The 15,108-nt window shown below is 57.1% G+C and carries 14 protein-coding genes; 13 read left to right on the top strand and 1 reads right to left on the bottom strand.

Annotated elements, in window-relative coordinates; genetic code table 11:
* Window positions 1–248 precede the first annotated feature (248 nt).
* The 11 genes from dusB (at window position 249) to hflX (ending at window position 11,062) form a co-directional block, all read left to right on the top strand.
* A complete protein-coding gene (gene dusB, locus ACETWG_04290) occupies window positions 249–1,271 on the top strand; it encodes a tRNA dihydrouridine synthase DusB (protein ID MFB0515810.1) in 1,023 nt (340 codons plus the stop codon).
* A 148-nt stretch (window positions 1,272–1,419) separates the two neighbouring features.
* Entirely contained in the window at window positions 1,420–2,358 is a 939-nt protein-coding gene (locus ACETWG_04285) for a hypothetical protein (protein ID MFB0515809.1), read from the top strand.
* A gap of 170 nt (window positions 2,359–2,528) precedes the next feature.
* Window positions 2,529–2,867: a preprotein translocase subunit YajC gene (gene yajC, locus ACETWG_04280; protein MFB0515808.1), complete on the top strand. Its 339-nt coding sequence runs from the start codon at window positions 2,529–2,531 to the stop codon at window positions 2,865–2,867.
* Window positions 2,867–3,394: a peptide deformylase gene (gene def / locus ACETWG_04275; protein ID MFB0515807.1), complete on the top strand. Its 528-nt coding sequence runs from the start codon at window positions 2,867–2,869 to the stop codon at window positions 3,392–3,394. Before yajC ends, def begins: the two co-directional genes overlap by 1 nt.
* Before the next feature lie 17 nt (window positions 3,395–3,411).
* Window positions 3,412–4,341 (top strand): methionyl-tRNA formyltransferase, encoded by a 930-nt coding sequence (gene fmt / locus ACETWG_04270; GenBank protein MFB0515806.1) that lies wholly within the window; start codon window positions 3,412–3,414, stop codon window positions 4,339–4,341.
* Between the two features lie 7 nt (window positions 4,342–4,348).
* A complete protein-coding gene (gene rsmB, locus ACETWG_04265; GenBank protein ID MFB0515805.1) occupies window positions 4,349–5,686 on the top strand; it encodes a 16S rRNA (cytosine(967)-C(5))-methyltransferase RsmB in 1,338 nt (445 codons plus the stop codon).
* Window positions 5,683–6,423 (top strand): PASTA domain-containing protein, encoded by a 741-nt coding sequence (locus ACETWG_04260; GenBank protein ID MFB0515804.1) that lies wholly within the window; start codon window positions 5,683–5,685, stop codon window positions 6,421–6,423. Before rsmB ends, ACETWG_04260 begins: the two co-directional genes overlap by 4 nt.
* Complete coding sequence (gene rpe / locus ACETWG_04255; GenBank protein MFB0515803.1) at window positions 6,420–7,064, top strand: ribulose-phosphate 3-epimerase; 645 nt, start codon at window positions 6,420–6,422, stop codon at window positions 7,062–7,064. The genes ACETWG_04260 and rpe overlap by 4 nt, the downstream gene beginning before the upstream one ends.
* Entirely contained in the window at window positions 7,061–7,648 is a 588-nt protein-coding gene (locus ACETWG_04250) for a diacylglycerol/polyprenol kinase family protein (protein ID MFB0515802.1), read from the top strand. The genes rpe and ACETWG_04250 overlap by 4 nt, the downstream gene beginning before the upstream one ends.
* The gene (locus ACETWG_04245) at window positions 7,645–9,801 is read left to right on the top strand and encodes a BatA domain-containing protein (protein MFB0515801.1); all 2,157 of its coding nucleotides are present in this window, start codon (window positions 7,645–7,647) and stop codon (window positions 9,799–9,801) included. The genes ACETWG_04250 and ACETWG_04245 overlap by 4 nt, the downstream gene beginning before the upstream one ends.
* The gene (hflX, locus tag ACETWG_04240) at window positions 9,755–11,062 is read left to right on the top strand and encodes a GTPase HflX (protein ID MFB0515800.1); all 1,308 of its coding nucleotides are present in this window, start codon (window positions 9,755–9,757) and stop codon (window positions 11,060–11,062) included. Before ACETWG_04245 ends, hflX begins: the two co-directional genes overlap by 47 nt.
* A gap of 305 nt (window positions 11,063–11,367) precedes the next feature.
* Here the strand turns inward: hflX and ACETWG_04235 are convergent, their stop codons facing one another.
* Window positions 11,368–12,627, bottom strand: coding sequence for a dicarboxylate/amino acid:cation symporter (locus ACETWG_04235; GenBank protein MFB0515799.1), 1,260 nt, complete (start codon window positions 12,625–12,627; stop codon window positions 11,368–11,370).
* Window positions 12,628–12,828: 201 nt separating this feature from the next.
* Between ACETWG_04235 and ACETWG_04230 the strand changes: the two genes are divergently transcribed.
* Together ACETWG_04230 and ACETWG_04225 are read left to right on the top strand one after the other, a co-directional pair.
* The gene (locus ACETWG_04230; protein ID MFB0515798.1) at window positions 12,829–14,547 is read left to right on the top strand and encodes a DUF885 domain-containing protein; all 1,719 of its coding nucleotides are present in this window, start codon (window positions 12,829–12,831) and stop codon (window positions 14,545–14,547) included.
* 61 nt (window positions 14,548–14,608) lie between these two features.
* Window positions 14,609–15,108: aminotransferase class I/II-fold pyridoxal phosphate-dependent enzyme (locus ACETWG_04225; protein ID MFB0515797.1), on the top strand; the 500-nt coding region annotated here is incomplete at its 3' end.

Raw genomic sequence — 15,108 nt, 5'->3', positions numbered from 1 at the left:
GAGTTCTTTGGGGCATTGGGGGTATTGTCAATTGACGATTGAAAATTGTAGATTGAATTGGAATTCGAATTCATAAATCGAATATGAGAATTTCAATACTTGGAATTACCTTAAACAGAATCCAAGTGAACGAATACCGCCAACAAGATATCACCCGAATGCACTCGGTAGTGAATATTTTTTCAATGAGCGATATGAAGACATTGATAAACGTCTTCATGAAATGAGGAAGAGCAAATATTAAGGCTATGCATATCGGCAGCCTCACTATCGAGCATCCCATTTTCCTGGCCCCGATGGCCGGGATCACGGACCGTTCATTTCGGGTCCTGTGCCGCCGGTACGGGGTGGGGCTGGTCTATACCGAGCTTGTCAGCGCCAACGGGGTCATCCGGGAAAGCGCCAAGACCCTGGAGTTAGTAAAATTCGCCCCCGACGAGCGGCCCATCGGCATCCAGCTGTTCGGAGAGACACCAGAGGTTATCGCCGAATCGGCTGCCAATCTGGCTGAACGGTTCCAGCCTGATCTTCTCGACCTGAACTTCGGCTGCCCGGTGCCCAAGGTGACCCGAAAGGGGGCCGGCGCGGCCCTGCTGCGGGACCTGGGCCTCATGCTGGAGGTCGTGCAGGCCGCGGTGCAGGCGGTTCCTCACCTTCCCGTGACAGTGAAGATGCGATCCGGTTGGGACCAGGATTCCATCGTGGCCCTGGAAGCCGCCACCTTTATAGAGGAGGCCGGTGGCGCCGCTATCGCCCTCCACCCTCGCACCACCAGGCAGCAGCTAACGGGCCCGGCCGACTGGTCCCTCATCAAGGCCGTGAAGGAGCGGGTCTCGATCCCGGTCATCGGCAGCGGCGACATCCACAGCGCTGAGTCGGCCCTGCGTATGTTCGAAGCGACCGGCTGCGATGCCGTCATGGTGGCCCGGGGCGCTCTGGGCCGCCCCTGGATCTTCCAGCAGATCGGTGAACTCATGGACGGCCGGCCAGCTACATCCGTCACCATTTTCGACATTGCCCGGGTCTGCCGGGACCATTTCGAGCTCCTGCAGGCCGACAAGTCCGAGAGAGCAACGGTGAACTATACCAAGAAGCACTTCAACTGGTACCTAAGGGGCTTCCAGGGGGCAGTGAAATGGCGCAAAGCGCTTATGGAATGCAAAACCAACGAGCAGATAGCCGACCTACTGGATGAGTTCACTGCATTTGCCCGGTCTGTAAGGGATGACCAACTGAAATCAGTGCTCCATGCTGAGCCCCCCGTCGCCTGATCCCGGAATGCCGTTACCACTCTTACTTTTAACCGGATAGCGAAACACCCGACCCTTGACCACGTCCTCCCTAAAGCGCGCGCTCATTGCTGTAAGCCTTATATTATTATTTTTGTTCGTTTTAATTGTCCTCGGGGAAGGTATCTCCTTGATACTGCTGGCTGCCCGGCTCCACCCGGTAGCGGGCTGGCTGGTGGGCTTGATCCTGGCAGTTGCTCTCCTCGCGGCAACGCTGTTGACCGGATTGGTTGTGAGGACCGCCGGGTGGCGATCCGAGCTTCCAGCACCCGGCAGCCGGAGGCATCAACGCTATCTGGCACACCTGGCCAGCCGGCACAGGCGGCATCCGGTTACTGACCTGAATAGTCTTCCGGGTGAAGACGCAGCTCTGCTGAAGGCAATCTATCAGCGCCTTGATGAGCAAACCGCTACCATGATCACCGCCACCGCCGAGACAATCTTCTTCCACACAGCCATCTCCCAGTCGGGGCACATGGATGCTCTGGTAGTGTTAAATGCCCAGCTGCGGATCGTGCGTCGTTTGGCAAGGCTGTATTACCCGTGGGCCAGTATCCGGGTGCGTTTGCCGTTATATATTGCCATTACTCAGGCCACCTTGAGACCCAGCAACAAGCAAGAGGTGAATCTAGGTGCCCAGATTGGCCCTGCGATCGTGGGAGCCTCGGTAGTAGGGGCCATTCCGGGGGCCAACCTGGTTTCCCTTATCATCGCTGACGCCGTTATCCAGGGCTCGGCCAATGCTCTGGCTATATTCCGGACAAGCCTCCTGGTACGGAGGTATTTCCACCGCCGCCTGGAAGGAGGCCCGTTTGAACCAGCTGCCGAGCGTCAGGCAGCTAACCGGGAGGCCCTGGAGCGGCTTTCGCGACTGGTGGGCACAGCTTCCGGTTCTCTATCGCGGACTATCTGGGAGGCGGCCAGAGACAACCTCAAGCGCATGCCGGCCGCTACCTACGACACGCTCAAGTCCCTGGTGTCCAAGTCCGTGCGGGGCCTGGGCCGCAAGAAAGGACACCCGCCGGAGGATGACGGTGACGATATAATCCCGCCGCCCAACAGGGATTGATACCCCATTGGAACCGACCCGGTAAATGGCAGTATCTTACTGTGGCGTGTTATTTCTAATTGCTTATTATAGCGGAAAGCATGGCGGCAGCCACCTGCGGAGCGGCTTACCTGACGTTGTTAATGCAGAAAGGTCATGGTAAATTTTAAAATTAAAATCAAGGAGATGTTTTGGACGTCTTATACGGCTTAAGTCAACCGGGTGGTGAGGGATCGGGCGGCGGGATGCTCGCTTTCCTGCCCATGATCCTGATGTTCGCCATTATCTATTTCCTGCTTATCCGGCCCCAGATGAGGCGCCAGAAACAACAGCGGCAAATGCTCAGCACTTTGCAGAAAGGCGATCAGGTACTCACGCGGGGCGGCATTTATGGGAAAATCGAAGCCTTTAAAGGCAAGGACGGCAGCCAGGTACTGCTGGACGTTGGCAAGGGGAATAAGATCACCGTTGCCAGGGCCTATATCGTAGGGCTGGCCACCGATCAAGTCGAAACGCCCAAGGGTGATTGATGGCGGTCCTGCCCATCGTGAAATACGGCGATCCGCTTCTACGCAAGCGCCTCGTGTTTGTGGCCGATCCCCGAAAAGTCCACGACATGGTGGATGATATGTTAGCAACCATGTACGCCGAGGAGGGCATGGGCTTAGCGGCCAACCAAGTAGGACTGGACCTTAATTTTGCCGTCGTCGACATCAGCCACACGGAAGAGGACAAGGGTCCCCGCGTTTTGATCAATCCCGAGATATTGGAGTCCACCGGAAGCTTCGAAATGGAGGAGGGCTGCCTGAGTATCCCCAAAATCAGGGCCACCATCACCCGGCCAGAAAAGGTTCGTGTCCGTTTCCAGGACGAGACCGGGGAAACGTATGAGGAATGGTTTGACGGGCTGCTGGGCCGAGTTATTCAGCACGAGGTGGATCATCTGAACGGGATCTTTTACACTGATCACCTGACCCCCGCCAAGCATGCCATGCTAGAAAAGCGGCTGGCTGAAATCGCTGAGATGGGAGCGCCGACTACTGGTATCACCCTCTAAAGGCTAGCGGGGTTTCCATGCGCCTGGTCTATATGGGGACCCCGGAATTCGCCAACCCCTCCCTGATAAAACTGCACCAATCTTCCCACCAGGTGGTGGCCGTGGTCACTGGCCCGGACAAGCCAGCCGGCCGCGGCCGCAAGCTACAATCCCCACCGGTTAAACGTCTGGCGGAAAACCTGGGATATCCCGTCCTGCAACCCGCCAGCCTCAAGGAGGATCGCTTCCAATCCTATCTGGCCGACATGGCCGCCGATCTGTTTGTGGTGGTGGCCTTTCGGATTCTACCCGATGCCTTGCTGTTAATTCCTCCCCGGGGCGCTGTAAACCTCCACCCTTCCCTGCTACCCAAGTACCGGGGTGCAGCACCAATTCAGCACTGTCTGCTAGCCGGCGAGACCATTACCGGCGTGACAACCATTACCTTGACGTCTCAGATCGACGCCGGTGACATCCTGCTCCAGCACGAGCACCCCATCCAGCCCGATGATGACTACGGTTCCCTGGCCGAGCGGCTGGCTACCATAGGCGCCGATATCCTGGTAGAGACTCTGGACAGCCTGGAGGCAGGGAAGATCCAGCCCCGTCCCCAGGCGGAATTGATGACCGGCGAACTACCCCGAGCGCCAAAAATCACCCCGGCGGACTTGCTAATCCGTTGGGATCGTCCGGCGGCAGTGATCACCAACCAGATCAGGGCCTTTTCCCCCGGGCCGGGTGCCGTTACCTTCTTGGATGGGCACCGTTTGAAACTATTCAAAGCCTTAGCTGTGCCCGGCCAGGGGGAACCGGGGGAGGTACTCGGCGTAAGCCAGGGTCGGCTGCAGGTGGGCACGAGCGAGGGAGTGCTGGAAGTCGCCGAGCTACAATTAGAAGGACGGCAGCGGATGACGGTGAACGAGTTTCTACGAGGCACCCACCTTGAGCCGGGAAAGGTTCTCGGCTAGACAACTGATGACAACTCATACCATGATAGACGAGGCCCGGAAAACCGCGTTTCAGGTGCTCGTTCAGGCGGAGCAAGGCGGCCGGATTAACGACGTGTTGCACAATGCTCTCGCTGGCACTACTCTGACAAATCAGGAACGCCGCTTTATCACCGAGCTGGTTCTAGGTACCACCCGTATGCAGGGACGCCTGGATTCCGATCTGGCCGCCTGTTACCGGGGTCGGTATGCCCACATGGAAAAAGACGTGAGACAGCTCCTGCGCCTGGGGGCCTACCAGCTGCGGTATATGGACAGCGTGCCGCCCCATGCCGCCTTGAGCACCACCGTTGAATTGGCTCGCGCGGTTAACCTTACCCGAGCAGCTGGTCTCATCAACGGGGTACTTAGAGAGCTGACTCGCCAGCCGCCCATCACCACGCCGCCCATGGATGCCTCGGTGGGGGAACTGGCCCTTGCCTATAGCCATCCAAAGTGGCTGGTGGAACGCTGGCTGGACCGGTGGGGGCGGGAAAAGACCATTGCCCTCATGGAATGGAACAACCGCCGACCTGCGGTCTGGTTCCGACAACGCAAAGACGAAGCCCAACAGAAGCGTTTGGCCGACCTGGCGGCGGCAAAAAAGATTTCCCTGCAACGGCACCCGATTCTGGAAGAATCCCTCACCGCCGTGCCCTCCCCCGCCCCGCTGCTGGAACCGGAAGTGCTAAATGAGGGTCTCTTTATCGTGCAGGATCCCTCCTCAGGAGCCGTCGTCAGGGCGGTGGATCCTCAACCCGGCGAAGTCATTATCGACCTCTGCGCCGGACCGGGCGGCAAAACCGCCGCCCTGGCTGACTGCGTGGGACCGGAAGGGCGAATCCTCGCCTATGAGATAGACCCCGACCGCGTGCGCCAGATCAACAGCACCCTCAACCGCCTGCGCCTGGAGAACGTAGACCTTTACCCCGGTGACGCTACTACCCAGGCCCTCCCTAAGGCAGACAAGCTATTGATAGACGTTCCCTGCAGCGGTACCGGAGTACTGGCACGGCGGGCCGATCTGCGCTGGCGGCGGCAGCCTGAACACCTGGCGGAAATGACCACCCTCCAGATGTCCCTCCTGGTACACGCCGCTCACCACTTGCCGCCCGAAGGTACCCTGATCTATGCCACCTGTTCACTGGAGCCCGAGGAGAATTGGGAGCTTGTCCATGCCTTCCAACGCGACCATCCTGAGTTCTATATCGTACCAATGCCCGAAAGTGTCCCCCGGGAGTGGCTAGACCGGGACGGCGCCCTCAGCACTTTTCCCCCCGATCACCAAGTGGACGGCCTTTTCGCTGTCCGCCTGCGGGTGCAATGAAAGCCAAAGTGATCATCCAGTATCTGACAGCTTTGGCGGTGCTGGCTATTATCTTCACCGTCCTGCTGGACCAGGTCATTATGCCTGCGTATGTCTACCAAGGGCAGGTCCGCTATCTGCCTAACGTCGTGGGTCTGCCCTATCCCGAAGCCGTTGAAACACTTAAAGAGGAGGGATTCCGGGTAGAAAAGGCACACGTGGCCCACACCCAGGAATACCCTCCCAACCAGGTTTTCGAGATGTTTCCCAAGGCCTATTCGCGGGTAAAAAAGGGACGGATTATTCAACTCACAGTGACTGAAGAGGAAAAGATGGTAGAGGTTCCCAGCCTGGTAGATAAAACCCTGCGAGCAGCCGAGATAGAGGTGGCCCGGGCCGGGCTGGTCATCGATACCGTCCACACCGCCTACAGCGACGACTATCCTGCCGGTGTCGTCACCTGGCAGTCACCCCGGGGCGGCAATCTGCTTCGTCGTGGCTCAAGTATCTCGCTCATGGTCAGTATGGGCGAGGCACCACTCTCCTACTATGTCCCCAGTGTAATCGGCATGGGCTTCCAGGCCGGTCGGCGCGAAATCCTCGACGCCGGCCTTGAAATCGGCCACGTGAGATATATTTATGCGCCGAACCTGCTGCCCAACACTATTGTCGATCAAAGTATTGCCGGGGGCAGTGTGCTGAAAGTTAAACGGGCCATCAACCTGACGGTGAGTACCTACGATAAGGAAAAAGAATGAGTACGCGCATCATTTCACCCAGTCTACTCAGTGCCGACTTTGCCCGCCTGGGTGACCAAATCCGCCTGGTGGAGGATGCCGGTGCCACCCGCCTCCACCTGGACGTAATGGACGGCCATTTCGTACCCAATCTCACTTTCGGACCCCTCATTATAGCAGCCGTCCGCCGATTGACTTCCATCTATTTGGACACCCACCTGATGATTGAAAAGCCCCACCGTTACCTCAAGCAATTTGTAGAGGCCGGTTCCGACACGGTGATTGTGCACGCCGAGGCCAGCGAGGATCTCAAGCGCGACCTGACCACCATCCGAGAGTTGGGGGCGTCCCCCGGTGTCGCCATCAATCCGGACGCCGACTTTGACATCCTCAAACCCTACCTGGCCAATTTCGATTATCTGCTGATTATGTCGGTATTTCCCGGCTTTGGGGGGCAAGTATTTATGGAGAGTACCCTGGAAAACATGCGTAAGGCTGTTGCCGCGAGGAAGGATCACGCCTATCTTATTGCCGTGGATGGGGGCCTCAATCCGAGCACTATTGAGCGGGTGTTTGCCACGGGGATCGATATCGCCGTAATCGGCTCGGCCCTTTTTGACGCCCCCGACATCGCACAACGATTCCAAGAGCTCCAGGGATGACTGTACTGCCAGCGAGTAATGAGGGCGGACGCAAGCTCATCCACCTGGGTTCCAGTGTTCTACCACTGGGATACTGGATCATAGGGCGGGATGCGGCCATTGTGGCCTTGATCGTGTTGACCGTCCTCATGCTCGCCATCGAGGCGGCCAGGATGAACAGCACCTGGGGCCGAGCCCTGTATCAACGCTTTTTAGGCTCGGTCACGCGCCCGTCCGAAGAGCGTCGCCCCACCGGCGCCACTTATGTCTTCATCGGCGCTCTTGTCGCAGCTATCCTATTCACGCCCACGATCGCTATTCTTTCGATGCTTTTTATGAGCATCGGAGACACCGCTGCGTCACTGGTGGGGCAGCGCTATGGCCGCATACGCATTGGCGACAAATCCCTGGAAGGGACCCTGGCCTGTTTCCTTACCTGCCTGCTCCTGGCCCTGCTAGCCGATCTAACGTGGCCGGTGACCCTGGCTGGGGCTGCCACTGCCGCCCTGGCGGAACTCATTCCCTGGCCATTAGTGAACGATAACACCGCTATTCCCGTATTATCAGGGGGAGCTATGACGCTCCTTACGGCCGCCGGGCTATGAGTTTCCTTATCCCCCAGGTACTCTGGGCTCTGCCAGCTGCCGCACTTCCTCTGATCATACACCTGATCAGCAAGAGCAACCCCCGAGTAGTGGACTTCAGCACCCTGCATTTCCTGCGCAGGATGGAACACGAGTCCATCCGCCGTTTGCGCTGGCATCAATGGCTGATCGTCTTCCTGCGTACTCTCTTGCTGCTGGTTCTGGTCCTCCTGCTTGCCCGGCCGGTAGTGAAAGGATATTTCCACGGCTGGATAGGCGATAGTGCCTCCACCCTTTCAGTGGTAATCATCGACGATTCATTCAGCCTGAGCGGTGAAGCGCCGCAGACCGCCCGGGCCCATGCCGGAGGTAAAACGGCGCGCACCACGGCAGCGCTGGAATCCCTCTATGAAATCCTGGCCGACCAGAGTAGTCGCGGTCGGGTTGTCATCATGCGGTCCTCCGATGCCAAGACCATTTATGAAGGACCGGTCGCGGATCTGCCGGTAGTAGACGAAATCGCCGGCTTATGCACGCCCACCTATCATCAAGATAACCTCGCGGCGGCTCTGGATTCCCTCAGTGCTAACACCTTTAAGGAAGCCGCGAATCTGTATGCCAACCGGGAGCTCTTTCTCATCAGCGATTTTCAAAGCCACCAACAACAGGCATTGCGGCTCCTCGGAAGTGACACCACTACCTGGCAAGACTGGCATTTCTTCCTCGTGCCCACCCCCCACCTTGAGCATAATGTGACTGTCACACGGGCAGAGGTGGAGACAGCTATTCCACTAGCCGGCAAGCTCATGGAAGTGACCGCAACCTTACTTAACTCCGGCAGCGAACCTCGCAGTAAGATTCCGGTTCAGGTGGTACTAAACGACGTGCGCTCGGGGCAGTTGGTTGTTGATCTGAGGCCTGGCGAGCGGAGAACGGTCAAGTTCCAGGTTGCACCAACTGAACCAGGACACCAGCACGGCTATGTGGAAATTGACCGGGACGAGCGTCCCGGCGATAATCGCTTCTATTTCCACACCTACATCCCTCCCATGGTAAGGATTCTCCTTATCGAACCGCCTGATCTGGACCCCTCCTTTTCCCTTTTGGCCCTGCACTCCCTGGCTGGTGAGACGCCAAATATTCAACTGCGCGTGTGCAACCCTTCCGACTTTGCCTGGACACCCCAGGACCTGGAGGTTGTGATCCTGAATAGCCTGAAGGAGCTCCCGCGTCTCCAGCTGCGGCAGGTAGGAGAATTTTTGAAGTCTGGCGGTACACTTTTTGTAATCCCCGGGCCCGAGGAGGAAAGCGGCCTCGCCGTGGCTGTGCTCCAGAACCAATATGGACTTCCGGCGCTGGAGCCGACTCCACAGGTATTCGATTCACCACTCGCACTGGATCGGAAGGCACTGGAAACCTCCATCCTCAATAAGGTGTTCCAGCGCGAAGCGGAGCTGGACGAGCTCCCCCAGGTATCGCGCCTATATCCCGTTTACCCCCGAGGCACCGACGAGGTCGTCCTCTGGGCTGATGAGCACAAACCAGTACTAACGCGCTCTTCCTACGACAGTGGGACCATTTTCCTTTTTGCGTTAGCTTTCCATCTGCAATGGACCAATCTGCCGTTGAAGGGCAGCTTCATTCCCCTCTGGCACCACCTGATTTACTGGCGGCCTGCAAGTTCCGTGCTGGCTGATGTACGAGTGGGAGATCTCCCGGTCCTGACCGTCACCCCGCGCCAGGCTACCCAGTCAATGACCCTGACAGCACCCAGCGGGACGACCACTCACATCGTGCCTGTCATCCGTACTCGTACGGTCCCCCTGCAGAATCTCCATATGCCGGGAATATACATCCTTTCCGCTCACAGCCGCGGTCAACCGGGCACCAGACCCGCCCCCGCGGCAGAAATCCAGTTCCGGGTCAATATTACCGATACGGAACTCACCAATGGCACTCTCAGCCGGTCGGCGCTGATGAGCCTGTTCGATCCGGGCCGGGCGTTTATCATACCGGAAGGCGAGTCCGCGGCAGATTGGATTCAGCAGGCCCGCTTCGGCCAGGAACTGTGGCGACCATTGCTCTACCTGCTGATCCTCCTACTGATCCTGGAAATGATTCTTAGCAATGTATACCGTTCCTCCAGACGATCCGCCCAGCCGGAACTCACCTAAAGAAAATGCCATTCTGGTTGGCGTGCACTGGGGCAATACGTCGTCCCAGACAGTAGCTGAGCACCTGAATGAGCTCCGTCTGCTAACCGAAACCGCGGGCGGTGAAATAGTCGGACATGTGGTTCAGCGGCGGGAGCGACCCGATGCGGCCACCTTCATCGGTAAGGGTAAGGCCGAATCTCTCATGCGGCAGGCTCACGAGCTGGAATGCGGAGTCATTATCTTCGATGACGACTTATCACCATCACAACAGAAAAACCTCCAGCACGTGGCCGGGAACAGCATCAAGGTTATTGACCGCAGTGGACTGATTATCGACATATTTGCCAAACATGCCCAAACCCGGGAAGCCCAAACCCAGGTGGAGTTGGCCCAGCTGCAGTATCTGCTGCCCCGGCTGACCCGGCAGTGGACCCATCTGGAGCGGCAGATGGGCGGCATCGGCACCCGCAGTGGTCCCGGTGAAGCCCAGATCGAGGTGGACCGCCGACTTATCCGATCCCGCATCAAGAAGCTCAAGGACGAGTTGAAGCATATTGCCGCCGAGCGTGCCGTGCAGAGTCTGCGACGGCGGGAGACTTTCCGGGCGGCCCTGGTAGGCTACACCAACGGCGGCAAGTCAACCCTGATGAACGCCCTCACCGACGCCGGGGTGTTTGTGGAGGATCGCCTATTCGCCACTCTCGATACTACCACCCGCAAACTGTACCTTGATGAGAACCACAGCATTCTGCTCAGCGACACGGTAGGCTTCATCCGTAAGCTGCCCCACCATCTCATCGCTTCCTTCCGATCCACCCTGGCCGAAGTGACCGAAGCCGATCTACTGCTCAAGGTCATCGATGCCACCTCACCCCAGGCGGTGGATCATCTGAGCACAGTGAACGAGGTGCTGGCCGATCTCGGGCTGAACGACAAACCCAGTGTGATCGTGCTGAACAAGCTGGACGCCATCAACGATGCGGGCGCCGTCGCACGGTTGCAACGTCAGTTCCCCGGGGCCGTGGTGGTGTCGGCCAAGCAGCGGCTACGCCTGGATAAGCTGGAGGCGGCTATCCTCCAGGCCTGTACCCGGGATTTTGACCTCTGCCAGTTACGAATCGCTTCCCGGCAGTCTAAGTTAATCAGCTCCGTCTACCAGCTGCTGGAGGTAAAGCACCGGACCTTCGAAGGGGATGAAACCGTCCTCACTGTCTGGGGACCCAGGAAGGTGATTCAATTCATCAAGGAGCGAATTCACGCGGACGTTCAGCCGCAATGATCGTACAGGGTCGGTTTATCCGGCGGGTTAATATATAAAAATGCCCGCGAACCAACGGGCACTCCAGATCCCGTTCTGATAGGAACGATGGGTGCCTCTCAACTAAAGCAGGCTTCCTTCATCCCGAATGATCGGGAAAGGCCTGCACTGCGTTAACCGAATATGGCGCCCTACTGAGTAAGATTGACGGATCTGAGTTACCGGTCAGTCCACGGGCAAAGTCTTTGAAAGAGCCGTTGACAACTTACGCGATCTAACAGCAATCGTCAAGATATTCGAGAATCCAGCCTGAGATACGAGGGGCGCTACGCCGTCTCTGCTTCCATCGCCATGGGATAAGTGAGCTCTTCTCCTTCCGAGTGAGCGATTACCGCCGCGCCGATGGAATCGCTAGTGATGTTCACCATCGTGCGGTACATGTCAAGCGGCCGATCCACCGCCAGCATCAGCCCTACTAAAGCGTAGGCTGCCGGAGTAGTAAGGTTGACCGCTTGAAGCACAATAAAGATCATGACCAGTCCCGCTGAAGGCACCCCTGCGGCCCCGATGGAAGCCAAAAGGGCCGTAATAACCACCATCACCTGCTGCCCGAAGTCAAGCCCCACTCCCAGAGCCTGGGCGATAAACAGCACCCCGGCGCATTCGTAAAGCGCAGTGCCATCCATATTGATGGTAGCACCCATGGGCAGGACGAAACTGGATATTTTGTTGGAGACCCCGGCATTTTTCTCCACCGCCTCCAGCGTGAGGGGCAGTGTAGCCGACGAGGAGCTGGCGGAAAAGGCAAAAGCCATCGCCGATGCCATAGCGCGGTAATGATCCAGCGGATTGCGCCTGGTTAACAGAAAAAACAGTGCGGGCAGCACGATGAGAAAGTGGATCGAAAGCCCCAGGCCGATGGTAAGCATGTATTTGCCCACGGCGGCGAAGACATCGTACCCCATGGTGGATATGGCCCGGCTGATGAGTCCAAACACACCGATTGGTGCCAGACGGATCACTGCTCGCGTGAGCTTCATCATTGCTTCAAAGGCCGTGTCAAAAAAACCAAGGAGCGTACCACGCTGCTTTTCCGGTATCTGGGTGATGGCAAAACCGAAGACGATGGCGAAGAAAATGATCCCCAGGATATCGCCTTCAGCAGCGGCTCGCACCGGGTTGAGCGGTATGATGCGCATGAGGACATCCACTACTGAGCCTGGACGCTCCAGATCCTCTGGAGAGATCTTCTGTTCCTGATCAAGGACCACACCGATACCCGGCTGGATCAGGTTGGTAAGAGATAATCCTACGAGGATGGCAAGCGTGCTGGTCATGATATAATAGCCGAAGGTTTTGGCACCCAGGCGACCGAGACTCCGGGAATCTCCGATGCCCGCAATCCCGGAAACAATGGAAGTGAAAATCAGGGGTACGATTACCATCTGCAACAGACGCAAAAAGATATCAGCCAGGGGACCGGCCAATGGGAGTACGGCCTCTCCAAAAATCGCCGCTACGGACGCCCCAAGGATCATGGCAATGAAGATCTGCCAGTGTAGCTTGAGCTTTATAAACTTTCTCATAGATAAGGTATTTCGGTGCCGATTTCTCCCTCACGGGTAATATTCGACACGGATTCAGGCTGCAAAGCTACCGGAAAAGTGCCGATTGGGCAACTGGGATGAGTAGCCTGCTGGCTATGCTAGCCAGATAGCCTCAGCGGAATGTAAATTTAATATGATAAATCATTATACTTTTAGTGCGCCTCAATTAAGAGGACTTTGATGAAATCGCCGACTATCTTTCTCATTGCCTTGCTTCTTCTTGCGTGCAACCCCTCCCGCCAGTTCTTTAACAGCCTGGTGGATGAGTATCTGGACTGGTATTTCAGCACGTTCCCGGTCAGTGCCACCTGGATTGGCGTTCATGACCATGATGGACAATATGCCCGGCGGACCCCGGAAGCCTTGAATGATGCTACCACCCAGGTGCGTCAATTCCAGGTACGCCTCAGCCAGATCGACCCCGCTACCCTCTCCCTGCAGGAGGAAATCGACTTCCACATCTTCCAGCAATCCCTGGAGCGGCTCTTATTTGAGCTTACCGAGCTGCGTGAGTTTACCTGGAATCCCATAGAAGTGGCTCAGGAAGTGGGATTCGGCATCCTGCTACTGGCTTCGCAGGAATTCGCACCGGTGGAGGAACGACTCCCCAGCCTGATAAGCCGCCTGAATGACGTCCCCCGGGTCCTGGACGAAGCCCGCGCTAATCTTCAAGTCGCCAGCCAGGTCCACACCCAGACAGCTATCCGTCAGATACAGGGTGCCATTAATCTGGTCTCCCGAGAACTGTATACCCTGCTGCCGGAGCTTGAGACCGATCAGGAGCAGGCCTTGCGCCGAGCCAGCGCCAGCGCCACAGCTGCCCTGGAGGACTTCCGGAGGTGGCTGGAGGAGGAGCTCCTTCCCCGGGCTGAAAGAGACTTCCGCCTGGGGCCGGAGCTATACTACCGGAAGCTGGCCTTGACTCTGGATGAGGACATCACGCCTGAAGAAATCCTTAGCAGTGCCTGGATGGAGCTGGCCAAAACCCAACGAGAGATGTTTGCCCTGGCCTGGCCACGATACAGCCAGGCCCATCCCGCGGCCGCCCCTACAACCCATGCCGACAGCCTGGAAGTCATCCGTTGGGCCCTGGATGTAATTGCTCAGGACCACGCCAGTCGAGATGAGGTCCTGGAAAATGTCACCGGTACCATTCAAGAACTGGAGGACTACCTCCAAAGACATAATATCATCACCCTCGATCCGAACCAGCCATTGGAAATTCGATTGACCCCTGAATTTCAGCGGGGAGTTGCCATTGCCGGTCTGGAAGCGCCCGGTCCCCTCGAAAAAAGGCTGAAGACCTTCTATAACGTTTCTCCCATCCCCGAAGACTGGGATGACGAAAAAGCGGAGAGTTTTTTAAGGGAGTATAATACTATCTCGGTGAAGATCCTGAGCATTCACGAGGCCTTGCCAGGACATTACGTCCAGCTCTATTATGCCAATCGCCATCCGTCCATCTTAAGAGCGGTCTTTGGCAGCGGGGTCATGGTGGAAGGCTGGGCCCATTACTCCGAGAAGATGATGATTCAGGCCGGGCTCGGCGGTGGCGATCCAAACTATGACCTGGTCCAGAAAAAGTGGTACCTGCGCGTGATCGCCAATGCCATTATCGATCAGGGCATTCATGCCCGGGGCATGACCCGGCAGGAGGCGCTGAACCTCATGGAGAACGAGACCTTCCAGGAACAATCGGAAGCGGAATTGAAGTGGGTGCGGGCCCAGCTCACTTCAGCCCAGCTCTCAACCTACTTTGTGGGCAACACCCTCATGTGGCAGCTGCGCTCTGATGTGGAAACCCTACGTGGCCGGAAATTTGATTTGCGGGAATTCCACGAAGAACTGCTATCTCACGGCTCTCCACCTATTAAATATCTACGGAAGCTTTTACTATAAACCCAGAATCCTAATTCCCTTTGAAGCCAATACACATATCTTTAATTACAGGAGTAGAGCTATGAAAGTCGCATCGAGTATGGTTCGTCTAGGCACGGAAACCGCTTTCGAAGTACTGGTGCGGGCAAAAGAACTGGAGGCCCAGGGCAAAAGTGTTATCCACCTGGAAATCGGCGAACCCGACTTCGACACCCCGACGAATATCAAGGAGGCGGCCAAAGTGGCCCTGGATGAAGGTTATACCCATTACGGTCCTTCCGCTGGACTTCCCCTTCTCCGGCAAGCCATCGCCGAAGAGATCACAAAAACCAGGGGTGTGGAAGTGGGCCCTGACAATGTGGTAGTAACGCCGGGCGGCAAGCCCATAATCTTTTTTTCTCTGCTGGCCTGTGTCGATCCCGGCGACGAAGTAATCTACCCTAACCCCGGCTTCCCCATCTATGAGTCGGTGATCAACTGGGTGGGCGCCAGGATGGTCCCCCTGCCTATCCGTGAAGAGAACTACTTCAGTGTGAATGTGGACGAGCTGGCCGCACGCATCACCCCCAAAACCAAATTCAT

It is taken from the genome of Candidatus Neomarinimicrobiota bacterium, from assembly GCA_041862535.1.
Taxonomy (GTDB): Bacteria; Fidelibacterota; Marinisomatia; order SCGC-AAA003-L08; family TS1B11.
This window is presented reverse-complemented; position numbering and strand designations above follow the sequence as displayed.